The organism is Microbacterium algihabitans (assembly GCF_032464975.1).
Taxonomy (GTDB): Bacteria; Actinomycetota; Actinomycetes; order Actinomycetales; family Microbacteriaceae; genus Microbacterium; species Microbacterium algihabitans.
In genome coordinates, this window is the sequence record NZ_JAWDIU010000003.1 from 97,561 (window position 1) to 122,345 (window position 24,785).

Consider the following 24,785-nt stretch of genomic DNA (forward strand, 5'->3'; position numbering starts at 1 on the left):
CATCCGGGGTCTTCGTGCGACTCGAGGTCAGTCGGCGTTGCGCGTCGCGCGTCGGCGGACGACGAGGCCGAGACCCAGCAGAGCGAGCGCGGCGAGCACGCCGGCACCCATCCAGGCGGTGTCGGTACCGGTGAGTGGCAGCGCGCCGGGCTGTCCCGGGGTTCCCGGACCGGCGGGCTGCCCCGGCTCGCCGGGTGTGCCGGGCTGTACCGGAGTGCCCGGGTCGACCGCGGCGTCCGTCACCCGCACGGGCACCGTCGCCGTCGTGCCCGTCGCGGTGGTGAGGACCACCTCGAGGGACTCGCGGGCGTCGGCCGGCACGGTCACCGACACCTGAGCCGCGCCGTCGACCACGGGCACCGTGACCGGGGCCGCGGAGCCGACGGTCACCGTGAGCTCCGTGGTGAGGGGGCTGCCCAGCGAGGTCAGGTCGAGCTTCGAGACGCCGAAGCTGATCTGGCCCCCGCGCTGCACCTCGGCCGGAGCCCCCGTCACCTGCACCGCGCGAGCGGCGAAGTCGGGCGTGAGCCCCGGGTTGGCCTGCAGGTAGGCGATCCAGCCATCGCGGTCGATGAGACCCGAGTCGCGCGTGTCGGCACCCTCGGTGAAGACCGAGAAGGCGTCACCGCCCTGCAGCAGGAAGCTGAACGTGCCCACCCGGTACTCGGCCTCGGGAGTGACGGCTGCCCCGTCGATCCAGATGCCCGTGATGCGCTCGCCCGCGGGGAGCGACGCGTCGTAGGTGTAGCGGACGTTCTCGGACACCCCGAGCGCGAGCGTCGCGGCGCGGCCGGCCTCGTCGCCCCACTGCTGCTCGAGCAGGCGGCGCAACTGGTCGCCGGTCAGCGTCGTCGTGCCGAGGTTGTTCACGAACGGCAGGACCGCGTTGGCCTCGGCGAACGTGATCACTCCGTCGTCGCCCCGCAGCAGCTCGGCGCGCAGCCCACCCGGGTTCACCAGGGCGATGTCGGCACCGCCGCGGTCGGGGTCGGCCAGCGTCGTGCGCAGCGCATCGGCGACCAGGCCGCCCAACGCCGAGGCGCTCGAGCGGTCGTCGCGCGTGCCACCGGTGTAGACGCCGTCGACGTAGGCGCCGCCGGTGAACGCGGTGGTGATGTCGGCCGTCACCGAACCGACCGGCTGCGAACCGACGCGGTCGGCCTCGGCCAGGGCGGCGTCGACGATGGCGTCGACCTCGGCGACCCGCGGATAGGTCGCGATCAGCTCGGCGTCCAGCGCCGCGCTGTTCTCGGCGGTCTTCTCGGGGTCGTCCTCGACGGCCTCGGCCGCCAGACGGGGGACGTTGCGGGCGGTGTGACCGACGACCTCGCCGCTCTCGCGGTCGACGTCCAGGACCACCTGGCCGATGTTCGCGCCGTAGCTGCCGGTCTGGAGGATCGGACGCGTGCCCTCACCACCGGGGATCGGTGCCTCCCACACGTACTCCTCGTGGGTGTGACCGGTGAAGATCGCATCCACATCGGCATCCGTCTCCGTCACGATCCGCGCGAAGGCGCCGCCCTCGGCGACGGCCTTCTCGAGGGTCTCGCCCGCCGACGCGCTCGCGCTGGCACCCTCGTGGTACTCGGCGACGATGACGTCGACCTGGTCGCGGATCTCGCCGACCACGCGGTTGACCTCGGCCACCGGTTCGCGGAACTCGACGCCTTCGATGCCGCTCGGGGTGACGAGCGACGCCGTCTCCTCGGTGACGGCGCCGATCACGCCGACGCGCAGACCGTCGACCTCGAGGATCTCGTAGCCGGGGAGCATCGGCTGACCGTCGCGGTAGACGTTCGCGCCGAGGTACTCGAAGTCGGCGAGGTCGGAGACGCGCCCGAGCAGGTCGTCGGCGCCCTTGTCGAACTCGTGGTTTCCGACTCCGGATGCCGCGAGATCGAGCGCGTTCAGCACGTCGATCGTCGGCTTGTCACCGGCGTTCGACGACGCGAACAGCGAGGCGCCGATGTTGTCACCGTTGGAGAGGAACAGCGTCTTGTCGTCGCCGCCCTCCGCGCGCAGCTGCTCGATCGTGCCCGCGAACTTCACGGTGTTGGCGTCGATGCGCCCGTGGAAGTCGTTGATGTTGAGCAGGTTGAGCTCGGTGGTCGACGACAGGTCGACCCCCACGACGACGGGGTCATGGTCGCTGGAGCGGTAGGGCGAGGCGTCGTAGAAGTTCAGCGCGTTGTAGTTGTAGCGGCTGTACTCCAGGGCGAGGGCCTCGACGGCGTTGATGTTCCACACGTCGACGCCGGTCACGAGGTCGCGCGCCGAGGGCGACGCGAGCACGTGGTCGAGCGACCCGGACTGCCCGCTGAACGAGTACGAGTACTTGCCCGTGCCCGCCTCCAGCGGCTCGTAGCCGAACGAGCGCAGCGTCTCGATCGGGTCCTCCTGCGTGTAGGAGTTGAAGTCTCCGAGCAGGAACACCTCGTCGGTGCCGACCTGCGCGGAGCGCTCCTGCGCGAAGGCGCCGAGCGCTTCGGCCTGACGCACGCGGTCGCCGTTGAACGCGCCCTGCACGCCGTTGGCGTTGTCGCCGGTGGCGGCGGGGCGGCTGTCGCCCTTCGACTTGAAGTGGTTGACGATCGCGAGCATCTTCGCGCCCTCGTCGTCGACCGGCGCGAAGGCCTGGGCGAGCGGCTGGCGGGCGTTGGCGAACGCCGGGTCGTCGAGGATGACGCTGTCGCCCACCGTGGTCACGACGGCCTTCTTGTAGATGAAGGCCGTGCGGATGACGTCCTCCGACGCAGGCACGGCGGCGGGCGAGGGCACGAAGGCCCACTCCTCGGCTCCGAGGGCGTCGTTGAGGGCGTCGACCAGCGTCGACAGTGCGTCGTCGCGGTCCTTGCCGAACTGGGCCGAGTTCTCGATCTCCTCGAGCGAGACGACGTCGGCGCCCAGACCGTTGATCGCAGCGACGATCTTCGCCTGCTGACGCTCGAGGTTCTCGGCGTTCGCGGCACCGCGAGGACCGGGCGCGGGGCACGTGTCGGCCGTGACGGGGTTGCCGTCGCGGTCGTCGTAGGTCGAGGTGCACCCGACGCTCTCGGCGGTGGTGGTGAAGTAGTTCAGCACGTTGAAGCTCGAGATCTTCACGCTGCCGCCGACCGGCTCGGGAGCCGAGGTGCGGGTGTTCGCGAAGGTCGCGGGCTGCACCGTCGAGGCGTTGTCGACCGTGAGCTGCTGGGTCGGCTGGAACTTCCACGCGTTGTTGCGGTAATCGAGGATGACCGGCTGCGTGAACGTCACCGGAGCACCCACGCGCACCGGGTCGGTGAGCGAGACGTAGGGCAGCGGAATGCCCTTGTTCGCATCGTTCAGGAAGTTGATCGACGCCCCGTCGTCGAGCACCACGGCCCGAGCGTTGTTGTCGGCGACCGCCGCCACGTACTCGGGGGTCGCGGGACGAGCGACGTCGGTGGGGGTGCGCAGCGGCGTGGTCCCGGCGGCGAGACCGACCTCGGCGTACTGGTTGGTGCTGTACGAGTTGGTGACGGTGAAGTCGCCCTGAGGCGCCAGCAGCATCCCCTCGAAGCGCTCGCGCTCCTCGTCGGTCTGGGGCCAGCCGATCTCGGCCGGCGACACGGCGTCGGCGTCCTCGGTCAGGATGCTGACCGCAGCGGCATCCGCGGTGATCTGGGTCTGGCCGGAGAACTCGCCCGCCGTCCCGGTCACCTCGACGTAGTCGCCCTGCGCGACGAGCGCCGTCGCGGCCGAGCCGTAGACGAAGATCGCGTCGGATGCCGTGTGGGTCGCGGCGTCGACCGCTCCGCCGGTCCCCGGGGTCTGCAGGAAGAAACCGTTGTACCCGCCCGTGGGGTATGCGGCGGTGACGATGCCGCGGGTCGTGACGGTCGTGCCGTCGAGTGGGGTCGTGGCGCCCGTGCCCTGGATCTCGCGGATGGGCGTGACGACGTCGGGAGCCGGAGCCGAGGGCTCTTCGGTCGGCTCGGGGTCAGGCTCGGGTTCGGGGGCGGGGGTTCCGCCGGCGGAACCCTGGGGCGTGACCGTCGTGGCGTTGGTGAAGTCGGCGGAGTTGTCGTCGGTGTCGACGAAACCCGAACGCACGAGCGAGTTGGGCACGGAGTTGCCCCCGTCGACCGTCGCCGCCGCCGTCTCGAAGCCGACCGCCGAGCCGTAGCCGACGAAGTCGACCACGCGGTCGTCGTCGACCGAGCCGGCGGGAAGGGCGAGCGACTCCGCCACATCGGCGAGGAACAGCTGGCCGTTCGTCCCCGAGGGGTTCAGGCCCGTGCTCGTGAGGTCGACGGCGGGCAGGGCCGCGCCAGTGGCGCCGTTGCCGGGGAGGGCGATGAGGTAGTAGCCGCCAGCGGCGATCGAGCCGGTCAGGCTCTGCGTGTTCGCACCGGTCGGGGCGCTCTCGCTGGAGGCCGAGCGGTACTGCAGCGACCACCCGCTCAGGTCTTGCGCGGTGTCGCCGGCGTTGTAGAGCTCGACGAACTTCTGCGAGAACGGAGCGTTCGCGCTCCCGCCCTTCAGGTAGGCCTCGTTAATCACCACCCGGGGGCCGTCGGCCGCGAAGGCGGGGAGCGGGACGAGGGCGGAACCGAGCAGAGCCGCGCCGAGGGCGGCACTCAGGACGGTCGTGAAACGGCGTGCGGGCACGCGCGACACATCGGAAAGCATGGGTCTCCAGATAACGACGAACGTGGGAACGACGTCGCGTGGGGGGATCGACGGGGGTTCTCAACGACCGTAAACGATCCGCATACCCTTTTCCCAGACTCACAGGTTTCGTTTGCGTGAACTCCGTCCGAGGCTCCGACCGGGAACGACGAAGCCCCGGATGCCGTGGCATCCGGGGCTTCGTGTGAATCGCGTTACCGCGACCGTGAAGCGTTATTACTTCAGGGTCACCGTGGCGCCGGCGGCCTCGAGAGCCTCCTTGGCCTTGTCGGCGGTCTCCTTGTTCGCGCCCTCGAGCACGGCCTTGGGAGCACCATCGACGACGGCCTTGGCCTCGCCGAGGCCGAGCGAGGTGAGCTCGCGGACGACCTTGATGACCTGGATCTTCTTGTCACCGGCGGCCTCGAGGACGACGTCGAACGAGTCCTTCTCCTCGACCTCTTCGGCGGGGGCAGCGCCACCGGCGGCGGGGCCGGCAACGGCCACGGGGGCGGCAGCGGTGACGTCGAAGGTCTCCTCGAACGCCTTGACGAACTCGGAGAGCTCGATGAGGGTGAGCTCCTTGAACGCGTCGAGCAGCTCTTCGGTGCTGAGCTTAGCCATGTTGTATCTCCTTGATCGGGTTAATCATCCGGGGCCGGGTCAGGCCGCGGTGTCCTGCTTCTCGCGCAGCGCGTCGACCGTGCGAACGGCCTTCGACGGAAGCGCCTGGAAGACGTATGCCGCCTTGGTCATCGTCGCCTTCATCGCGCCGGCGAGCTTCGCCAGCAGGACTTCACGGCTTTCGAGATCGGCGAGCTTGTTGACCTCATCCGCGGTCAGAGCGGCGCCATCGAAGTAGCCGCCCTTCACCACGAGCTGAGGGTTAGCCTTGGCGAAGGCACGCAGGCTCTTCGCGACGGCGACAGGGTCACCGTGCACGAACGCGATGGCAGACGGGCCCTTGAGCTCGTCGTCCAGTCCCGTGACCCCCGCGTTAGCCGCGGCGATCTTGGTCAGCGTGTTCTTCACCACGGCGTAATCCGCGTCCTGACGGATGTCGTTGCGCAGCTGCTTGAGCTGGGCAACCGTCAGACCGCGGTACTCGGTCAGCAGAACGGCGGTCGAGCTCTCGAAGTTCTTCGTGAGCTCGGCGACCGATGCATCCTTCTGCGCCATGGCCACTCCTTGTGTGAACGAGGCGCTCCGCGATGGCGGGGCGCCGGCCGAAGACACCGGGGTCCGGACAAAAAAGAAGAGCTCCGGCGCAAGGCACGGAGCTCGATTCCCGAAGGAGAGTTCGTACACCTGCGTTGGTCCCCTGCTTTTCAGCAGACGCTTCGATCGGAATGCGAGCACTCCGATAACCGACGGTCTTTGGCTTGCCCCCACTGTACCCGATCCCCCGGGCCTGCGCCAATCCGCCTGCGTCAGGAGACGCGGGGTTCGGGCAGCAGAGCGCGGGTCATGCGCACGATGCGCGACGGAGTGCGCGCACCGAGCCACACGGTGCACATCGGCGCGTCGCCGCACGCCCACTCCGCGCACCACGCGTGGATCGCCTGCGCGAGCCGCTCGCCGCGCGGACGCAGTTCGCCGTCGATCGTGCGGTCGAGCCAGCTGACACGCCCGTCCCCCGCGTCGACGACGCCGACCTCGGCGGCGCCGCACACCTCGACGACGACGGTCAGGTGCACGGCGGGCGAGAGCGCGGCCGCGATCCGACGCATCTCGGCGACGTTCTGCGCGTCTCCCCCGAGCAGCACGGCGCCCTCGATGTCGCACCAGCGCCCGCCGTCGGGGCGCTTCGCGGCGTGATCTTCGGCGGGCATGCAGACAACTTAGGGCACCCTTACCTGCGGCACAAGACCCCGGATGCCGACGCGCCGCGCCTCGCATGCGCTCCACGGGCGAGCGGGGTTAGGGTCGAACGCATGTCCCCCGAGCTCGTCGCATCGCGCAGCGCCGACCTCGACGCCCGGATCGTCGCGGACTCGCGTGATCGCGTCGCCTGGATCCGCGCGCGCAGCCGGGGCATCACCGCGACCGACGTCGCGACGCTGACGAGCCACAACGCCATCGCGCGAGCGGCGGATGCCAAGCTCATGGGCTCGAACTTCTCGGGCAACGCCTTCACGGCGCACGGTCGTCGTCGCGAGCCCGAGATCGCCGCGTGGGTGGCGGCGACCCACGGCATCCGCCCCTCCTCCGCGCTCTACCACGCGGTCGTCGAGAAGCGTCACCTCGCCACCCCCGACGGCGTGGTCGTCGACGGCGAGGGCCGCATCGTGCTCGCCGAGATCAAGACGACCAACAAGGCGTGGCGCTCGATCCCCAAGACCTACATGCGTCAGATCTGGTGGCAGCAGCACGTGCTCGGCGCCGAGCGCACCCTCGTCGCCTGGGAGCAGCACGACGGCTTCGTCCCCCTGCACGACGAACCGCGGTGCCAGTGGATCGACCGCGACGAGCGCGAGATCTCCAAACTGGTGGGTCTCGCCACCTCCCTCATCGACGAGCTCTACCGCCGCACGATGGAGGCGCGTCAGCCGCGTCCCGAGCCGGTCCGCCCCGAGCCCACGGAGAGGTACCGCGCTCTCGCGCTCCTCGATTAATAGTTGACGGAAGTCAAGCAATAGGCGTATCGTTGACATCAGTCAACTAATCGCGCCATCGTCGTCGCGGCATCCGTCCCCCCTTTCGTGGAGCTCCCGCATGACAACCTCTTCCCCCGAGGCGCCCGCACAGCGGCGCGTCCTCCCGGCCCTCATCGGCCTGCTGCTCGGCACGTTCGTGTCGATGCTCGCCTCGACCGTCGTCTCGACGTCGCTGCCGGTCATCGTCCACGACCTGTCGGGCGACCAGAACGCCTACACCTGGGTCATCACCGCGACCCTGCTCACCACCGCGATCTCGACCCCGATCTGGGGCAAGCTCGCCGACCTGTTCAACCGCAAGGTGCTCATCCAGATCGCGATCGCGATCTTCGTGCTCGCCACCGCGGCCGCCGGGTTCTCGCAGAACACCGACATGCTGATCGGCTTCCGCGCGGTGCAGGGCCTCGGTGCCGGCGGTCTCGCCGCCCTCAGCCAGGTGATCATGGCCGACATCATCAGCCCGCGCGAGCGCGGCCGGTACATGGGCCTCTTCGGCGCCGTGATGGCCGTCGCCACCGTCGGCGGCCCCCTGCTCGGCGGTGTCATCACCGACGCCTTCGGATGGCGCTGGAACTTCTTCGTCGCCCTCCCCTTCGCCGTCGCCGCCCTGCTGATCCAGCAGCGCACGCTGCACCTCCCCGCCCGCCCGACGCGCAAGGTCAAGATCGACTACCTCGGCATCGTGCTGCTCTCGGCCGCCGTCTCGCTGCTGCTCGTCTGGGTGACCAACGCCGGCAGCACTTTCGAGTGGGCCAGCACCGAGACCTTCCTGATGGTCGGCGGCGCGGTGCTCGCGGCGATCCTGTTCGTCGTCGTCGAGCTGCGCTCGTCGGAGCCCCTCGTGCCGCTGACGCTGTTCCGCGACGCCACCTTCACCCTCGCCACGATCGCCTCGATCGCGACCGGCCTGGCGATGTTCGGCACCTCGGTGTTCCTCAGCCAGTACATGCAGATGGCCCGTGGCGCCACGCCCACCGAGGCCGGCGTCATGACCATCCCGATGATCGGCGGCCTGCTGGTCTCGTCGATCGTCGTCGGTGCGCTCATCTCGCGCTTCGGTCACTGGAAGCCGTTCCTCATCACCGGCGGCGTGCTGCTGATCGCGGGGACGTTCCTGCTGTCGACGATCCACTACGACACCAACTTCGCGCTCGTGTCGCTGTACATGGCCCTGCTCGGTGCCGGTGTCGGCATGACGATGCAGAACCTCGTGCTCGTCGTGCAGAACACCGCCAACCCCAGCCAGATGGGTGCGGCCAGCTCGGGAGTCACGTTCTTCCGCAGCCTCGGCGGCACGATCGGCGTCTCGGTCATGGGTGCGGCCCTGGCGAGCATGGCGACGAGCCTGTTCACCGACCGCGCGGCCGACCTGCAGGCCGCGATCATGGGCCTGGGCGAGAAGGGCGCCGCCGTCGCCCAGACGCTGCAGTCGGGAGCCATCCCCCAGGTGTCGACCCTGCCCGAGAGCGTGCGCGTGATCGTCGAGGACATCTACGCCCAGTCGATCGCCCACTCGTTCCTCATCGCGGTGCCCGTGGCGATCGTGAGCCTCATCGCGATCGTGTTCCTGCCGAACCGTCCCCTCACCCGCATGACGACGACGGAGCGCGTCGCCGCGAGCGAAGCCGACCTCGCCACGGTCTCGGTCCCCGAGGCGATGGCGACGCTCTCGGCCACGGGAACGATCCCGACTCAGGATGCCGCCTCCCCGCGCCGCGCACGTCGTGACGCCGGGATGGGAGAGGATGTCTGACGTGAAGAGCGAAACGGACGACGAGCGCCGCGAGGCCGTACAGGCCCTGGAATCGTCGTTCTCGGAGCTCATGACCGTGTTCCGCCGCTTCGTCTCCGAAGCGGCGGAACGCGTGAGCCCGGGGATGCTGCCGGCGACGTTCAAGGCCCTCTCGGTCGTCAGCCGCTTCGGACCGCTCACCCTCTCGGCCCTGGCCGAGCGCCTCGCCGCCGACAAGGGATTCCTCAGTCGCGGGATCAGCGAGCTCGAGGATCTCGGACTCGTCACCCGCACGCCCGACCCGAACGATCGTCGTTCGCGCCTGATCGCCGTCACCGAGCTCGGGCACACCCGCTTGGCCGATGCCCGCGCCCCGCACGAGAGCCGCCTCTACGACGCCATCGCCGATTGGACCATCGGCGACATCCGTCACCTCTCGACGCTGCTGCACGCCCTCGCCGTCGGCGAAGTCCCCTCGCGCGACTGACCGGCAGCGGGGGCCGACCGCGGAGGGCATCGGGCGATCCCGGATGCCGTGGATCCCGGCCCTCGACGGGCTTCGCGACACGGTGACCGACGCGTAACACCGGCGAGACAATGGCGCGATTGACTGGGCGGACCGCAGCGAAGTCGCTGCGTAGCGACGTCACGAGAGAGAGCGCCCGATGAGATTCCGATCGACGCGTCCCGAGGCCGCCCTCCAGCCCGCCCCCGCGCTGCCCGAGACGATGCGAGCGGTGGTGTTCGATGCCCCCGGTTCCGCCGAGGTGCTCCGGGTCGCCGACGTCGCGGTCCCCACTCCGGTGCTCAGCGAGGTCCTCGTGCGGGTGATCGCCGCTGGCGTCAACCCGATCGACGCGAAGACCCGCGCGGGACGCGGCATGTCGGCTGCCATCGACGCGTGGCCGGCCGTGCCGGGGTTCGACGTGAGCGGCGTGGTGGTGCGCACCCCCTTCGACGCGCACCCGTTCCCCGTCGGCACCGAGGTGTACGGCATGGCCGCCTTCCCCCGCACCCCCGGGACCTCGGCCGAGTACGCCGTCGTTCCCACGCTTTCGCTCGCCCGCAAGCCCGCCTCGCTCTCGCACGTCGAGGCCGCCGCCGTCCCCCTGGCCGCGCTGACCGCCTGGGGACTCGTCGTCGAGACGGCCCTCGCGCACCAGGGGCAGCGCATCCTCATCCACGCCGGCAGTGGCGGGGTGGGGCACTTCGCCGTGCAGTTCGCCGCCTACTTCGGCGCGCACGTCATCGCGACCGGCTCGACGCGCAACCTCGAATGGCTCCGCGAGCTCGGAGCCGCCGAGGTCGTCGACTACACCGCGACGCGCTTCGAAGACGTCGTCCACGACGTCGACGTGGTCATCGACCTCATCGGCGACGTCTCCGACGACACCGGCACGCGCTCCCTCGAGGTGCTGCGCCCCGGGGGCCTGCTCATCGAGGTGCCGACCGGCGCATGGCCGGGCTTCCGCGAGGCGGCCGCGGCCCGCGGCATCCGTTCGACGGACTACAAGACGATCCCCGACGGCGGCGCCCTGGCGACCATCGCCCGCCTGCTCGATTCGGGTGCGGTGCGGGTCTACGTCGAGCACGTGTTCGACCTCGCCGATGCCGCCGACGCGCACGTCGAACTCGAGCGCGGGCACACGCGCGGCAAGATCGTCCTCTGCGTCAGCGACGACTGACCGGCGGATGCCGCGGAGCCGGGGGTCACCCGGCTGCGAGCATCCGCCGCCCCTCGCCGACGATCTCGTCGGCCACCTCGTCGAGCAAGGGAGAGGTGAGGTTCCACTGCTGCCAGAACAGGGGCACGTCGACCGGATCGGCACCGAGCCGCACCAGGCGACCCTGGGCGAGCCCCTCGGCGGACTGGAATCCGGGGAGAAGCCCCCACCCGAGCCCGAGCCCGACCGCTGCGGCGAAGTCCTGCGAGGCGGGCACGCGGTGCCGCGGAGGATCCGCCGGCGAGACCCCGCGCCGCAGGAGCCACTGCGTCTGCAGGTCGTCTCGTCGGTCGAAGTCGACGATCGGCGCCACCGCGAGCGCGTCGGCGTCGACCCCCCGAGCGAACCACCGCTCGGCGAACCCCACGGTCGCCACCGCTTCGTAGCGCAGCACCCCGAGTGAGCGCACCCGGCACCCGGCCACCGGGGTCTCGCGCGAGGTGACGGCGGCCATGACCGTGCCGCTCTCGAGAAGCCCGGCCGTGAAGTCCTGGTCGTCGCGGTGCAGGTCGAACACCACCGCGCGGCGCGCCGCCACGCGCGCCAGCGGGGGCAGGAACCACGTCGCGAGCGAGTCCGCGTTGACGGCGAGGGCGACGGATGCCACCGAGCCCTCCTCCGCGCCCAGGGCGGCCAGGGCGTCGTGTTCGAGCAGGGCGAGCTGGCGGGCGAGGCGCACCACGGCGTCGCCGGCCTCGGTCGTGCGTACGGGCTTGGACCGCACGAGCACGACGCGTCCGAGTTGGTCCTCAAGCGCGCGCAGCCGCTGGCTCACCGCCGACGGGGTGATGTGCAGGCGTCGGGCGGCGGCGTCAAGGGTGCCCTCGTCGACGACGGCGGCGAGGGTGCGAGCGAGATCGAGCGGGACCGGCATGAAGCGATGCTAATGGTTCATCAGAATAATGAGTTGTTCTTTTCTTCTGGGCGACCGTAGCGTCGTCGTCGTGCTCCCCTCCGTCTTCGCCGGTCTCGGCCTCGGCCTGTCGCTCATCGTCGCCATCGGCGCCCAGAACCTCTTCGTGCTGCGCCAGGGCATCCGGCGCGAGCACCTGCTCGCCGTGGTCGCGGTGTGCGCTCTGTCCGATGCGATCCTCATCGTGCTCGGCGTCTCGGGCGTCGGGCTCGTGCTGCAGGCCGTGCCGTGGCTGCTCATTGTCGTGCGCTGGGCGGGGGCGGCGTTCCTCGTGGGGTACGGCGTGCTGGCCGCGCGGCGCGCCCTACGGCCGAGCGGCGAAACCCTGCGGGTCGACGGGGGCGCGGCATCCGCCCCCTCCCCCCGCGCCGGAGACGCCGGCGGTACCGCCGTGCGCACGCGCCCGGCCCGGACCACGCTGGCCGCCGCCCTCGCGACGTGCCTCGCCCTGACGTGGCTGAACCCGCACGTGTACCTCGACACGGTGTTCCTGTTGGGCTCGGTCGCCTCGACCCACGGCGACGATCGATGGGCCTTCGCTCTGGGCGCCTGTGTGGCGAGCGTGCTGTGGTTCACCTCGCTCGGCTTCGGCGCCCGCTGGCTCGGGCGGTGGCTCGACACCCCGCGCGCGTGGCGCATCCTCGACGCGGTGATCGCCGTGGTGATGTTCGCGATCGCGATCTCGCTCGTCCTGCCGCACTGAGCGGCGATTCGCCGGCCGCGGGGCATCCGCGGCCCACGAGACGACGAGAATGGACCCATGCGCACGGCGACGATCACGGTGAACGGACGCGTGCAGGGTGTGGGGTTCCGCTACGCACTGCACGACGAGGCGCAACGGCTCGGGCTGCGCGGATGGGTGCGCAACCGCCGCGACGGCTCGGTCGAGGCGCAGGTGGCGGGCGATCCCGACGCCGTCGAAGCCCTCATCGCCTGGGCGCACGAGGGTCCGTCGACGGCCCGCGTCGACGACGTCGATGTGATCGAGGGCACCACCGATCCCGGCGACGGGTTCGAGATCCGCGCGACCGCCTAGAGCGGAAGACCCGCCCGCAGCTCGGCGAGAACGTCGGCGGCATCATCCAGACGCGCGAGGCCCGCAGCCTGGCCCAGCCACAGCGACAGCAACTCGGCGTCGCCGCTCGCCGCGGCGGCCTGACGGAACACTCCCGTGAGCCAGTTCTGCGCCGGGAAGGGCGCGATCTCGCCGGACTCCTCGAACGCCCGCACCGCGTCGTTGGGCACTCCGCGCGCGAGCCGACCGCTCATCGCCGTCGTCAGAACGGTGGTGGTGTCGGATGCCGAGGCGATCGCCTCACGATGCGCCCGCGTCGCCGCCGACTGCCTCGTGCGCAGGAACGCGGTGCCGACCTGCACGCCCTCGGCCCCCAGGGCGAAGGCCGCGGCGACACCCCGACGATCGGCGATGCCCCCCGCCGCGATCACCGGCACCCCCACGGCGTCGACGACCTGGGGCACGAGGGCGAACGTGCCGACGAGCGAAGCCGAGGCGTCGCGCAGGAACGAGACCCGGTGACCACCCGCCTCCATTCCGGTCGCCACGATCGCGTCGACACCCGCGGCATCGAGCGCGCGGGCCTCGTCCACCGACGTGGCCGTTCCGATCACGCGGATGCCGAGCTCTCGTGCGGTCGCGAGGGTCGCGGCATCCGGAACGCCGAACACGACGCTCAGCACGTCGGGGCGCGCGTCGAAGACGGCCTCGAGCTGCTCGGCCACGGGCGGGATGAAGGCGCGCGGCGCCTCGGGGCGGGAGATGCCTGCGCGCGCGAAGAGGTCGCCCGCGGCGTCGACGTAGCGCTGCAGGTCGACGTCGTCGGGGGTGACCTCGTCGCCCCGCGGCATCCACAGGTTGACGGCGATCGTCTTGTCGGTCGCCGCGCGCAGAGCAGGGACGGTGTCGCGGATGCGCTCGGCCGCGTAGCCGTAGAGGCCGAACGATCCGAGCCCGCCCGCCTCGCTGACCGCGGCCGTCAGCCCCACCGACGACAGGCCGCCGAACGGGCCGAGTACGATCGGCACCTCGACGCCGAGCACCTCCCGCAGACGCGACATGATCAGTCCATCGGTCGCAGGAGTCGGTCGAGGAAGCGCTTGGTGCGCTCCATCTTGGGCTGACGCAGGATCTCGGACGGAGTGCCGCGCTCGACGATCACTCCCCCGTCGAAGAAGAGCACCTCGTCGGCGACTTCACGGGCGAAACCGAGCTCGTGCGTCACGATGACCATCGTCCAGCCCTCGGCCGCGAGTTCGCGGAGTACCGTCAGCACCTCGCCCACGAGTTCGGGGTCGAGGGCACTGGTGGGCTCGTCGAAGAGCAGCAGCTGCGGCTGCAGCGCGAGGGCGCGCACGATGCCGACGCGCTGCTGCTGTCCGCCGGAAAGCTCGGAGGGATACGCGTCGCGCTTCTCGGCGAGGCCGAAGCGGGTCAGCAGAGTGTCGGCGCGGGCGATGGCCTCGGCCTTCGCGACGCCGTGCGCCTGCGTCGGCCCCTCGATGACGTTCTGCAGCACCGTCAGGTGCGGGAACAGGTTGTGGTGCTGGAAGACCATCGCCGACTTGTCGCGCAGCGCCGTGCGGTCGGCCTTCGACACCTTGCCACCGAACTCGACCACCGGACCCTGATCGAACGCCACGACGCCGGCATCCGGGGTCTCGAGTCCGTTCAGGCAGCGCAGCACCGTCGTCTTGCCCGACCCCGACGGACCGATCAGCACGAGCACGTCACCGCGGCGCACCTCGAGATCGACGCCGTCGAGCACGCGGTTCGTTCCGAAACTCTTCTGCAGCCCGGTCGCTGCGAGCAGCGGGGCGGACGGTTCAGTGGGCGACATGGCGGTCCAGCCTCTTCTCGAGGGCGTTCTGCCCGAACGACAGCACTAGGCAGAACAGCCAGTAGATCAACGCCGCCTCGAGGTAGACGGCCATGAATTCGTACGAGAACGCCGCGATGTTCTGCGCCTGGCGGAAGAGCTCCGTGACGAGGATCAGCGACGCGAGCGAACTGTCCTTCACCAGCGAGATGAAGGTGTTCGACAGCGGCGGCACCGACACCCGGGCCGCCTGCGGGAGGATGATGCGGGTCAGCGTCTTGGTCGGCGACAGGCCGACGGTGTGCGCGGCCTCCCACTGCCCGCGGGGGACGGAGAGGATCGCGGCGCGGATGATCTCGGCCGCGTAGCCGCCGACGTTCAGCGAGAAGGCGATGACCGCCGCCGGGAACGGATCGATCGTGAGCCCCAGCGACGGCAGGCCGAAGAAGATCACGAACAGCTGCACGAGCAACGGCGTCCCGCGGATGACCGAGATGTAGAACCGGGCGATGCCCGACAGCACGAGGTTGCGAGACAGGCGCATGAGCGCCATCAGCAGGGCGAGCACGAGACCGATCGCGAACGAGGCCAGCGACAGCGGAACGGTGCCGGTGAACCCGGCCAGCAGCATTGGCCAGAACGATTCGACCAGGAGCGACCAGACGTCGTTCATGGGCTTCCTTCCTCGCGCGGGCGCGGATCACCCGCGGCGGACGCCGCAGCGGATCATCCGCCGTCCACGCTACGGGTGGGTGGCGGATGATCCGCGGGGCTTTACATCGGGCTTACTGGGTGACGTCTGCGCCGAAGTACTTCTCGCTGATCTGCGCGAGAGTGCCGTCGGTACGAAGCTCGTCGAGGGCGCCGTCCACGGCATCCGCCAGCTTGTCCTGACCCTTCTTGAACGCGAACGCGCTCTCGGAGGTGTCGTCGGTCTGCGCGGCGATCTTCAGGCCCGTGGGGCTGTTCGTCTTCTCGTAGTCGAGGTAGGTGAGCTGGTCGTTGACCGTGGCGTCGACCCGGCCCTGCTTGAGCAGCGCGACGGCCTGCGCCCAGCCCTCGACGGCTTCGACCTGGGCACCGCTCGAGGTCGCGAGCTCGTACCAGTTGCTGGTGAGCGACTGCGCGGTGGTCTTGCCCGACAGGTCGGCGAAGCTCGAGATGCCGTTCTCGTCTTCGGTGGTGACGATCACGCCACGCGACACCGTGTACGGCGAGCTGAAGTCGTACTTCGCCTGACGGTCGGGGTTGATCGAGACCTGGTTGGCGATGACGTCGAAGCGACCCGCATCGAGGCCCGCGAAGATCGCGTCCCACTGGGTCTCCTGGAACTTCACCTGCAGGCCGAGCTTGTCGGCGACGGCCTTGGCGATCTCGACGTCGAAGCCCGTGAGCTCGCCGGCGCCCTCGTGGTACGAGAACGGGCGGTAGGTGCCCTCGGTGGCGACGGTCAGCGTGCCGCCCGAGACCAGACCGAGGTCGGCGCCCGCGGCGGGATCGGTCGTGGAGGAGCCGCCGCTGCAGGCGGTCAGCGCGAGGGCGCTCAGGCCCAGGGTGGCGGCGAGGACGGTCAGACGGCGACGGGGCATAGCTGTTCCAGACATGTGTGATGTGGGGGGGGTGGCGCGGTGCGGCGCCGGACGTGGTCGGTGCGCGAGCGCACCCTCCAGCAGAACACGCCGCGGCAGCGGAGTCTTCCCGGATGACGCTGTATTGCACGATCGTGCACGCGCCGGCAACGCAGAAGCCCCGCCGCGCAAGGCGCGACGGGGCTTCCGAAGTGACGGATGTCACATGATGGAGTTGACGTCCAGCGGGATGCCGGGGCCGAACGTGGTCGACACGGCGCCCTTCTGGATGTAACGGCCCTTCGAGCTCGACGGCTTGAGGCGGACGATCTCCTCGAGAGCGGCGGCGAGGTTCTCGTCGAGCTGCTCAGCGGTGAACGATGCCTTGCCCACGACGAAGTGCACGTTGGCGTGCTTGTCGACGCGGAACTCGATCTTTCCGCCCTTGATCTCCTCGACGGCCTTGGCCGGGTTGGGGGTCACGGTGCCGGTCTTGGGGTTCGGCATGAGGCCGCGGGGTCCGAGGACCTTACCGAGGCGACCGACCTGGCCCATGAGCTCGGGCGTGGCGACGGCCGCGTCGAACGCGGTGTAACCGCCGGCGACCTTCTCGATGAGCTCGGTGCCACCGACCTCGTCGGCGCCGGCGGCGAGAGCCGCCTCGGCCGCGGGGCCGTTGGCGAAGACGATGACGCGCGCGGTCTTACCCGTGCCGTGGGGCAGGATGACCGTGCCGCGAACCATCTGGTCGGCCTTACGGGGGTCGACCGCGAGCTTCAGCGCGACCTCGACGGTCGAGTCGAACTTCTTCGAGCCGGTCTCCTTCGCGAGGGCGACGGCCTCGGTCGGGGTGTAGAACGTGTCGGCCGCGATCTTCTCAGCAGCGGCGCGGAATGCCTTGGACTTGGTAGCCATTGTTATCTCCCTCAGTCCTCGACCGTGATGCCCATGGAACGGGCGGTGCCGGCGATGATCTTCGAGGCGGCCTCGATGTCGTTCGCGTTCAGGTCGGGCTGCTTCGTGGTGGCGATCTCGCGGACCTGGTCCTTGGTGAGCTTGCCCACCTTGACCGTGTGGGGCGTCGACGAGCCCTTGGCGAGACCGGCGGCCTTCTTGATGAGCTCTGCGGCGGGGGGCGTCTTCAGGATGAACGTGAAGCTGCGGTCCTCGTAGACGGTGATCTCGACGGGGATGACGTTGCCGCGCTGGGCCTCGGTCGCCGCGTTGTACGCCTTGCAGAACTCCATGATGTTGACGCCGTGCTGACCGAGCGCCGGACCGATGGGGGGCGCGGGGTTGGCCGCACCCGCCTTGATCTGGAGCTTGATCAGGCCGGTCACCTTCTTCTTGGGTGCCATATCCTTTTCCTCTCTCGAGCGGGGCCGTGGCGGCTCCCTCTCTCCCGCACACCCGGCGGATTCCGGGCAGCGGTCGTCGCGCGCTGACGCACGCAACCTGCCCATCATACGCGACGTGACGCCCGTCGGCATCCCACCCTCCCGACGCAAGGAGAGCGGCGCCCGCCGGGAACGGCGAACGCCCCGCCGGACGAGCCGGGCGGGGCGTTCGCGAAGACGCGGGTGGGCGTCAGACCATCTTGGTGACCTGGTCGAACGACAGCTCGACCGGGGTCTCGCGCTCGAAGAGCGACACCAGCACCGTGAGCTTGCCGCTCTCGGGCTTGATCTCGCTGATCGTGCCGGGAAGACCCGCGAACGAGCCCTCCTTGATCGTGATCGTCTCGCCGGTCTCGAAGTCGACCTCGGCGGGGATGACGCGCTGCGCGGTCGGAGCACCCTTGACGGCGCCGCCCTTCGCGGGAGCGGACTCCTTGACCTCGACGAGGCTCTTCAGCATGTTGAAGGCCTCTTCGAAGCGCAGCGGCGTGGGGTTGTGGGCGTTGCCCACGAAGCCCGTGACACCGGGGGTGTGACGCACGACCGACCAGGTGTCTTCATTGAGGTCCATGCGCACCAGCACGTAGCCGGGGATGCGCACGCGGTTGACCATCTTGCGCTGGCCGTTCTTGATCTCGACGACGTCCTCCATGGGGACCTCGACCTGGTAGATGTCGTCCTCGACCTCGAGCGTCGACTTGCGCTGCTCGATGTTGGCCTTCACCTTGCGCTCGAAACCGGCGTAGGAGTGGATGACGAACCACTTGCCGGGGAGCGACCGCAGCTCGGCGCGGAACGCCTCGTACGGGTCGGCGTCTTCGTCGGTCTCTTCGGCGTCGACATCGGTCGCGGCGTCGGCCGGCGACTCGGACGCCTCGGCCTCGTCGACGACGGATGCCGCGGCGGAGACCTCGTCGACGAAGTCCTCGTCGAGCACGGGCGCGTCGGGCTCGCCGTTGATGTCGGGACCGTCGTAGGGGGTGACCTCGTCGGCGGCCTCGGCGGCCTCTTCGGCCTGTTCCTCGGCGAGGGCGTCGGTGAGCACCTCGGCGGCGGCCTCGGCCTCGCTGGTCTCGTCGATCTCGAGAGCGTCGTTCACGATCGCGTCCGCCTCCGGGTCGGTGATGTCGATGTCGCCGAGGTCGGCGTCGTCGGTGTCGGTCTCGTCGTCGACGACGTGCACGGCGGAGTGCTCGGCCGAGTCGGAGGCGCGCTCCTGCGATTCGAGCACGTTGCCTTCTTGGGCCTCGTCGTCCTCGCTGGACTGCTCGGCTGCCGTCGCCCAGTCGGCGTCGTCGACATATCTTTCAGACACTGTGATCTCTTCCGTTCAGAGGCGGCCGCTCCAGGCGCCGCGCGTCCGTCCAGACGCGGTCAGGCGCCGGCGGTACCGGGGACGCCGAAGACGGCGGTGGTGATCCACACGAACAGCACGTCGAGGCCGTAGACGATCGCCATCATGACGACGACGAACCCGAGGACGACGGCGGTGAACTTCAGGAGCTCCTGCCGCGTCGGCGTGACGACCTTGCGCAGTTCTGCGAAGACCTGACGAATGAAGAGAGCGATCCGCGCGAAGAAGTTCAGCTTCTTCTCGCGGGGCGCGCCGCGGTCTGCGACGATCTCGCCCTTCGCCTCTTCCTGCGTCATCGAACCACCTAGGTCTGTCTGTGTGCCAGCGTGCGCTGTGCGCAGGGCGGACAGGAATCGAACCTGCAACCTGCGGTTTTGGAGACCGCTGCTCTGCCAATTGAGCTACCGCCCTAAGATCCCGACGGGATCCAGGATTCGAAACCGACATGCGTTCCGCCTGGAATCTCTCGGGGAGGGATGCCGCGTGCCCGGGGGCACGGCGAAAGAATGCAGATTTCGACTGCACTCCCCAGTCTATGTCATGAGGTCGGACCTGGCGAACCGAGCCGGCCCCACCGGGCATGTCGCGGAGCGCGCCGCACCCCTCGGTCGGAGCGCATGAGAGCGCGCGGACCGAGGGGTGCGGTGGGGGGTCACGCCGAGCGGATGAGCTTCTTGTTGACGAACTCGTCGGCCGCCAGCAGGCCCATCTCTCGCGAGGTGCCGCTGCGCTTGACGCCGCCGAAGGGCAGCTCCGGCGAGTCGGCGAGCACGAGGTTGACGTAGACCATGCCGGCCTCGATCTTGTCGGCGATGCGCTGGGCCTGCTCGGCATCCGTGGTGAACACGTACGAGCCCAGGCCGTAGCCCGTGTCGTTGGCCAGGGCCACCGCCTCGTCTTCACCCGAGACCCGGTAGACCACGCCCACGGGGCCGAAGAACTCCTCGCCGTAGGCGTCCATGTCCTTGGTCACCCCGGTGAGGACGGTGCCGGGGTAGAACGCCCCGTCGCGCTTTCCGCCGACCTCGACGGTGGCGCCCTGCGCCTGCGCGCGCTGCACCTGCTCGTCGAGCCGCTCGGCCGCGGTCAGCGACGAGAGGGGCCCGAGCACCGTGTCGTCGGCGAACGGGTCGCCCACCTTGGCCTCGCCGAGGGCGGCGGTGAACTTCGACAGGAAGCCCTCGTACAGGTCGTCGGCGACGATGAAGCGCTTGGCCGCGTTGCACGACTGTCCGTTGTTGTCGAGGCGCGCGTCGACGGCCGCCTGCACCGCGGCGTCGAGGTCGTCGGTGGACAGCAGGATGAACGGGTCGGACCCGCCGAGCTCGAGCGCGACCTTCTTGAGGTTGCGGCCGGCGATCTCGGCGACCGCGGCACCCGCGCGCTCCGAGCCGGTGACCGAGACGCCCTGCACGCGACGATCGGCGATGATGGTCGCCGCCTGGTCGTTGGTGGCGCGGATGTTGACGTAGGCACCCTCGGGGAGCCCGGCGTCGCGGTAGATCGCCTCAAGCGCCTCGGCCGACTCGGGGCACTGCGGCGCGTGCTTGAGGAGGATCGTGTTGCCCACCGCCAGGTTCGGCGCCGCGAAACGGGCGACCTGGTAGTACGGGAAGTTCCACGGCATGATGCCCAGCAGCACGCCCAGCGGGGAGCGGCGGATCACGGCGGTGCCCTCGGCCAGGATGTCGAGCGGGGTGTCGCCGGTGATCTTGTCGATGTTGTCGGCGTAGTACTCGGTGATGTCGGCCGCGAAGTCGACCTCGCCCAGGGCGGCCTCGAGGGGCTTGCCCATCTCGCGCACGATGATGGCCGCGAGCTCGTCGCGGCGCTCGCGGTGCAGCTCGGCGACGCGGCGGATGGCCGTGGCGCGCTCGGCCGGGGCGGTCGCCGCCCACACGCGGTAGCCCTCGTGGGCGGAGGCGATGGCCTCTCCGACCCCGGAGTCGCTCAGCGTGTCGTACTCGGCGAGGGTCTCGCCGGTGGCGGGATTGACGACGGCGTAGTCGCTCATGGTGCTCCTTTTCGTTTCGTTGTCAGGTCGTGCGGCGACGGCGGGCGCTGGCGGGCGCCTCGCGTCCCAGGGTCTCACCGCGGAAGAAGCCGGGGCTTTTCACGCGCTGGGCGATCATGAGGACGATCCCCACCACGATGATGACCACCGTGATGACGAAGACCAGGCCCACTCCCCCGATCTCGGAGCCCGAGCCGTAGTCGGGGCTCGCGCTGTCGATCAGCGTGGTGACGAAGAGCACCGCGAGGATCACTCCGCCCACGAGCGGGGCGAGCAGCGTCAGCAGCACGTTGCGCACCGAGTCGAACCACTGCTTGCGGAAGTACCAGACGCACGCGAAGGCCGTGAGGCCGTAGTAGAAGCAGATCATCGCGCCGAGGGCCGTGATGGTGTCGGTGAGCACGTTCTCGCTGAGCACGCGCATGACGGCGTAGAACACGGATGCCACGATGGCCGACACGATGGTGGCGTAGCCGGGCGTGAAGAAGCGCGGGCTGACCTTCGCGAACTTCGCCGGCAGGGCGTCGTAGTGCGCCATCGCGAGCAGCGTGCGGGCGGGTCCGACGAAGGTCGCCTGCAGCGACGACGCGGAGCTGGTGAGCACCGCGAGCGAGACGAGGAAGGCGAGGGGGCCGAGGATCGGTCCCGACAGGTGGAAGAAGACGTTCTCCTGGATGTCTTCGTTGCCCAGTCCCAGTTCGCCCGTGCCGTTGCCGGCGAACATCAGCAGCGCGACGGCGATGAAGAGGTACAGCGCCACGATCAGGAACACCGTGACGGTGGCCGCGCGACCGGGGGTCTTGTCGGGATCCTTCGTCTCCTCGTTCATCGTGAGGATGACGTCCCACCCCCAGAAGATGAAGATCGACAGCGAGAGCCCGGCGGCGAACGCGCTGAACGAGTCGACCTCGAACGGGTTGAACCACGACAGCTGCACGGGGCTCGCGTCGAAGGCGTTGCCGTTCGTCATCTCGACGACCGCCGCCCCGGCGAACACCAGCAGCACGAGGATCTGGAAGCCGACGAGGCCGTACTGCAGACGCTGGGTGGTCTGCAGGTCGCGGTACGACACGATCGTGGCCAGCAGCATGAACAGCAGGCACACCGCGATGTTGATCGGCACGACCCGCGTGAGCTCGGCGATCTCGGCGTTGCCGCTGATCTGCGCGAGCAGAAGGAACAGGAAGTCCACCGCGATGCCGGCGAGGTTCGACAGCACGATCACGGTCGCAGCGATCAGACCCCACCCGGCCATCCAGCCGACCCAGGGCCCGAAGGCGCGGGCCGCCCAGGTGAACGAGGTGCCGGCATCCGGCAGCCGGGAATTCAATTCGCGATAGCCGAGGGCCACCAGCAGCATCGGGATGAACCCGACGAGGATGATCGCGGGCACCTGGAACCCGACGGCCGAGACCGTCGGACCGAGGGCCCCGGTGAGGGTGTAGGCGGGGGCGATGGTCGAGATGCCGATGACGACGGCGCCGACCATGCCGATCGAGCCGACCCGGAGTCCCTTGTTGGAGATGCCGGTGGTGACGGCGCTGTCGGGTGCGGGGCTCGCCTCGTTGCGAGAAGTGGTCATGAGGAGGTCTCCGAGGTGCGGGGCACCACGATCATGGGAACGGGCAGGGCGCGGAGGATCCGCCCTGCGGTGGAGCCGAGGAACAGCCGGCGCGGCTGGGCCAGGCGGCTGGACCCCACGAGGGCGACTTCGCCCGGCATCCAGTCGATGCGCGACACGGCGTCTTCGATATCGGAGCCCGCGCCGACGACGGCCTCGGCCTCGATCTCGGCCGGGAGGGCCGTACGGACCGACTCGAGCACGCTCTCGGCGTGCGCCTGACCGGTCAGCCGGGTCAGCGACGCGTCGACGCGCCCCGGCAGGTCGACCCCCGCGAGCGAGAGGAGTCGCAGCGGAGCGTTCGCCCGACGGGAGACGGATGCCGCGGTGTCGAGCAGCACGTCGGCTCCGGGGCGGGTGCCGATCGCGGCGGTGATGCGCGGGAGCCCCACGGCGGGATTGACGTCGCGCGCACCCTCGGGCGCCAGGGCGACGGGGACGGGAGCGGAATGCACGAGCTCTTCGGCCGTCGTGCCGAGGCGGTGCCGGCCGCGCGGCCCTCCCCCGCCGGTGCCGACGACGATCACGGCCGCCCCGAACTCCTCCGCCGCCGAGACCAGTCCGTCGGAGACGGACGACGCGAAACGCACGTGCCCCCGGATGCCGGGATACGGCGCCAGCGCCTCGCGCAGCCAGCCGCGCGCGGTGTCCTGCACGAGACGCTCGTAACCGGCATCCGTCGGGATCGAGACGTTGTTCTCGGCCGAGGGCAGCACGACCACGACGTGGACGGAGGTGTCGAGCGCGGCACCCAGCCGCGCCCCGAGGGCGAGGGCGTCGGCGCCCGCATCGGTCGCCGTGTAGCCGACGACGACGCGGTCGCCGCTCATCCGCGCGTCCGCTCGAGGATCTCGTCGGCGGCGCGATGACCCTGACGGATCGCTCCGTCGACGTGCTGGTAGCCCGCGCCGGCCATGTCGCTGCAGGCGAGGTGGATCGCGCCGACGGGCTCGCGCAGGTCGGCGCCGTAGCGGTGCAGACCGCCCATGTCGAAGCTCGCGGCGTAGGCGCCGCGCGTCCACTCCTCGGTGCCCCAGTCGCTCTCGTAGTAGACGACGGGGTTCTTCGCCTCGGTGCCGTAGTAGTGCGACAGCGACTCGAGGATGCGCTCGCGGCGCTCCTCGGCGCTGAGACGGAAGACGTCGTCGGCGTTCTGGTCGGACACGAAGCCGACCAGGGTGCCGCGCTCGTCGCCGTGGTTGGTGTTGTCGTAGGCCTCGTGCACGAGCTCGTAGGGGCTGAACGCGGTGCCCGACAGGCCCTTGTCACGCCAGAACGGCGTCTCGTAGACGGCGTGCACCTTGATGACGAAGCCCATCGAGATGTGCTGGTGCATCTGGTGCTGCACGCGCGGTAGCGGGGGCTCGAACGAGATGCGCGAGTAGAGCACGGGCGCGAGCGCCAGCACGGCGAAGCGGGCACGCACCGTGACGCCGTCGGCGATCACCGTGACCCCGTCGGTCGAGGACTTCGCCGCATCGACGCGGGCGGTCAGCGCGCGCAGGTCGGCGACGCGCTGCCCCGTGGCCGCGTCGGCGGGGCTCGCGGGGGTCGCCGATGCGGCACCCCAGACGATGCGGCGCACGGGCTGGTTGAGGATCACGTCGTCGCCGAGGCGCTCGGCGAGCAGCTCGGGAACCTGCTGGAGGCCACCGGCGACGCGCTTGTCGAGGATGAAGTCGGCGTCGACGAGGTTCGAGTACGAGCCGGCGGAGGCCGCCATGAGCAGCGACTGCAACAGCGAGAAGGTGTGCGTGGGCTTGGTGAGCATCGCCGAACCGGTCGCGAAGGCCAGGTTGCGCACGGCCTCGTCGTCGTCGGTCTGCTCGCGCAGCCACGCGTCCCACGAGATCTTGTCCCACTCGGCGGCGTTCGGGTGCTCCCACGGCTTGTCGGGGTCGATCTCGGCGACCATCCCGTCGAGACGGGCGGTGATGTCGTCGATCACCTTCTCGGTCTCGGGCGCGACGGGGAACATCTCGCCTGTGAAACGCTTGGCGTCGCCGTCGGGACCGACGTAGACGCTGTCGCCCTCGCGGTAGCGGCTGTAGGTCTCGAGCCCCAGGTCGGCGACGGTGTCGATGAGCGCCGTCTGGTCGGGCGAGACCCACTGGCCGCCGAGCTCGAGCATCGCGCCGTCGACCACGTCGGTCCACAGGCGCCCGCCGACGCGGTCGCGCGCCTCGAGCACGACGACCGACAGTCCGGCCGTGCGCAGGTCGTTGGCGGCGGTCAGGCCGGCGGCGCCGGCTCCGATGACGACCACGTCTCGGGTGATCTCGTCCATGAAAGCGTCCTTAGGTTTGTCGTTCGAAGTCGGAGAGTGTGGCCCCGACGGC

At 69.9% G+C, this 24,785-nt stretch carries 23 protein-coding genes and 1 tRNA gene; 6 read left to right on the forward strand and 18 right to left on the reverse strand.

Features of this window, described 5'->3' with window-relative positions; all coding sequences use genetic code 11:
* Nucleotides 1-27: 27 nt before the first annotated feature.
* The 4 genes from RWH43_RS10085 to RWH43_RS10100 all read right to left on the reverse strand — a co-directional run bounded on the left by RWH43_RS10085 (nucleotide 28) and on the right by RWH43_RS10100 (nucleotide 6,464).
* Nucleotides 28-4,653: an ExeM/NucH family extracellular endonuclease gene (locus RWH43_RS10085; protein WP_316001398.1), complete on the reverse strand. Its 4,626-nt coding sequence runs from the start codon at nucleotides 4,651-4,653 to the stop codon at nucleotides 28-30.
* 216 nt (nucleotides 4,654-4,869) lie between these two features.
* Complete coding sequence (rplL, locus tag RWH43_RS10090; RefSeq protein WP_058232706.1) at nucleotides 4,870-5,256, reverse strand: 50S ribosomal protein L7/L12; 387 nt, start codon at nucleotides 5,254-5,256, stop codon at nucleotides 4,870-4,872.
* Between the two features lie 39 nt (nucleotides 5,257-5,295).
* On the reverse strand, nucleotides 5,296-5,811 hold the full coding sequence (gene rplJ, locus RWH43_RS10095) for a 50S ribosomal protein L10 (protein WP_094735742.1): 516 nt from the start codon (nucleotides 5,809-5,811) through the stop codon (nucleotides 5,296-5,298).
* 251 nt (nucleotides 5,812-6,062) lie between these two features.
* Nucleotides 6,063-6,464 carry an SIP domain-containing protein gene (locus RWH43_RS10100; RefSeq protein ID WP_144832771.1) on the reverse strand — a complete coding sequence of 134 codons (402 nt, stop codon included), beginning with the start codon at nucleotides 6,462-6,464 and terminating at the stop codon, nucleotides 6,063-6,065.
* 102 nt (nucleotides 6,465-6,566) lie between these two features.
* Here RWH43_RS10100 and RWH43_RS10105 point away from each other — a divergent pair, with 102 nt between their 5' ends.
* The 4 genes from RWH43_RS10105 to RWH43_RS10120 all read left to right on the forward strand — a co-directional run bounded on the left by RWH43_RS10105 (nucleotide 6,567) and on the right by RWH43_RS10120 (nucleotide 10,706).
* On the forward strand, nucleotides 6,567-7,247 hold the full coding sequence (locus tag RWH43_RS10105) for a YqaJ viral recombinase family protein (protein WP_144832769.1): 681 nt from the start codon (nucleotides 6,567-6,569) through the stop codon (nucleotides 7,245-7,247).
* Nucleotides 7,248-7,347: 100 nt separating this feature from the next.
* A complete protein-coding gene (locus RWH43_RS10110; RefSeq protein WP_230705094.1) occupies nucleotides 7,348-9,042 on the forward strand; it encodes an MDR family MFS transporter in 1,695 nt (564 codons plus the stop codon).
* The gene (locus tag RWH43_RS10115; RefSeq protein WP_144832766.1) at nucleotides 9,035-9,508 is read left to right on the forward strand and encodes a MarR family winged helix-turn-helix transcriptional regulator; all 474 of its coding nucleotides are present in this window, start codon (nucleotides 9,035-9,037) and stop codon (nucleotides 9,506-9,508) included. Before RWH43_RS10110 ends, RWH43_RS10115 begins: the two co-directional genes overlap by 8 nt.
* Nucleotides 9,509-9,686: 178 nt before the next feature.
* On the forward strand, nucleotides 9,687-10,706 hold the full coding sequence (locus RWH43_RS10120) for an NADP-dependent oxidoreductase (RefSeq protein WP_154097362.1): 1,020 nt from the start codon (nucleotides 9,687-9,689) through the stop codon (nucleotides 10,704-10,706).
* Between the two features lie 25 nt (nucleotides 10,707-10,731).
* On the opposite strand, the gene RWH43_RS10125 is transcribed toward RWH43_RS10120, so the two are convergent.
* A complete protein-coding gene (locus RWH43_RS10125) occupies nucleotides 10,732-11,619 on the reverse strand; it encodes a LysR family transcriptional regulator ArgP (RefSeq protein ID WP_144832762.1) in 888 nt (295 codons plus the stop codon).
* A 28-nt stretch (nucleotides 11,620-11,647) separates the two neighbouring features.
* On the opposite strand from RWH43_RS10125, the gene lysE reads away from it, so the two are divergent.
* Together lysE and RWH43_RS10135 are read left to right on the forward strand one after the other, a co-directional pair.
* Nucleotides 11,648-12,361, forward strand: coding sequence for an L-lysine exporter (lysE, locus tag RWH43_RS10130; protein WP_144832760.1), 714 nt, complete (start codon nucleotides 11,648-11,650; stop codon nucleotides 12,359-12,361).
* A gap of 57 nt (nucleotides 12,362-12,418) precedes the next feature.
* Nucleotides 12,419-12,694, forward strand: coding sequence for an acylphosphatase (locus RWH43_RS10135; RefSeq protein WP_144832758.1), 276 nt, complete (start codon nucleotides 12,419-12,421; stop codon nucleotides 12,692-12,694).
* Here RWH43_RS10135 and RWH43_RS10140 read toward each other — a convergent pair.
* The 13 genes from RWH43_RS10140 to RWH43_RS10200 form a co-directional block, all read right to left on the reverse strand.
* Nucleotides 12,691-13,734: an NAD(P)H-dependent flavin oxidoreductase gene (locus RWH43_RS10140; RefSeq protein ID WP_316001399.1), complete on the reverse strand. Its 1,044-nt coding sequence runs from the start codon at nucleotides 13,732-13,734 to the stop codon at nucleotides 12,691-12,693. The genes RWH43_RS10135 and RWH43_RS10140 overlap by 4 nt on opposite strands.
* A gap of 2 nt (nucleotides 13,735-13,736) precedes the next feature.
* Nucleotides 13,737-14,513, reverse strand: coding sequence for an amino acid ABC transporter ATP-binding protein (locus RWH43_RS10145; protein ID WP_154097361.1), 777 nt, complete (start codon nucleotides 14,511-14,513; stop codon nucleotides 13,737-13,739).
* Nucleotides 14,500-15,165 (reverse strand): amino acid ABC transporter permease, encoded by a 666-nt coding sequence (locus RWH43_RS10150; protein ID WP_316001400.1) that lies wholly within the window; start codon nucleotides 15,163-15,165, stop codon nucleotides 14,500-14,502. Before RWH43_RS10150 ends, RWH43_RS10145 begins: the two co-directional genes overlap by 14 nt.
* 112 nt (nucleotides 15,166-15,277) lie before the next feature.
* A complete protein-coding gene (locus RWH43_RS10155; protein WP_144833120.1) occupies nucleotides 15,278-16,081 on the reverse strand; it encodes an amino acid ABC transporter substrate-binding protein in 804 nt (267 codons plus the stop codon).
* Nucleotides 16,082-16,282: 201 nt separating this feature from the next.
* The gene (rplA, locus tag RWH43_RS10160) at nucleotides 16,283-16,975 is read right to left on the reverse strand and encodes a 50S ribosomal protein L1 (protein WP_144832750.1); all 693 of its coding nucleotides are present in this window, start codon (nucleotides 16,973-16,975) and stop codon (nucleotides 16,283-16,285) included.
* 11 nt (nucleotides 16,976-16,986) lie between these two features.
* A complete protein-coding gene (rplK, locus tag RWH43_RS10165; protein WP_013585556.1) occupies nucleotides 16,987-17,418 on the reverse strand; it encodes a 50S ribosomal protein L11 in 432 nt (143 codons plus the stop codon).
* Nucleotides 17,419-17,647: 229 nt separating this feature from the next.
* Nucleotides 17,648-18,772, reverse strand: a complete 1,125-nt coding sequence (gene nusG / locus RWH43_RS10170) for a transcription termination/antitermination protein NusG (protein WP_144832748.1) — start codon at nucleotides 18,770-18,772, stop codon at nucleotides 17,648-17,650.
* Nucleotides 18,773-18,831: 59 nt separating this feature from the next.
* Nucleotides 18,832-19,107 carry a preprotein translocase subunit SecE gene (gene secE, locus RWH43_RS10175; RefSeq protein WP_144832746.1) on the reverse strand — a complete coding sequence of 92 codons (276 nt, stop codon included), beginning with the start codon at nucleotides 19,105-19,107 and terminating at the stop codon, nucleotides 18,832-18,834.
* Nucleotides 19,108-19,149: 42 nt separating this feature from the next.
* Nucleotides 19,150-19,222: transfer RNA gene (locus tag RWH43_RS10180), tRNA-Trp, on the reverse strand.
* A 241-nt stretch (nucleotides 19,223-19,463) separates the two neighbouring features.
* Nucleotides 19,464-20,825, reverse strand: a complete 1,362-nt coding sequence (locus RWH43_RS10185) for an NAD-dependent succinate-semialdehyde dehydrogenase (protein ID WP_316001401.1) — start codon at nucleotides 20,823-20,825, stop codon at nucleotides 19,464-19,466.
* 22 nt (nucleotides 20,826-20,847) lie between these two features.
* A complete protein-coding gene (locus RWH43_RS10190; RefSeq protein ID WP_230705091.1) occupies nucleotides 20,848-22,407 on the reverse strand; it encodes an APC family permease in 1,560 nt (519 codons plus the stop codon).
* Nucleotides 22,404-23,276 (reverse strand): universal stress protein, encoded by an 873-nt coding sequence (locus tag RWH43_RS10195; RefSeq protein ID WP_316001402.1) that lies wholly within the window; start codon nucleotides 23,274-23,276, stop codon nucleotides 22,404-22,406. Before RWH43_RS10195 ends, RWH43_RS10190 begins: the two co-directional genes overlap by 4 nt.
* Nucleotides 23,273-24,733: a flavin monoamine oxidase family protein gene (locus RWH43_RS10200; RefSeq protein ID WP_316001403.1), complete on the reverse strand. Its 1,461-nt coding sequence runs from the start codon at nucleotides 24,731-24,733 to the stop codon at nucleotides 23,273-23,275. The genes RWH43_RS10195 and RWH43_RS10200 overlap by 4 nt, the downstream gene beginning before the upstream one ends.
* Between the last annotated feature and the right edge of the window lie 52 nt (nucleotides 24,734-24,785).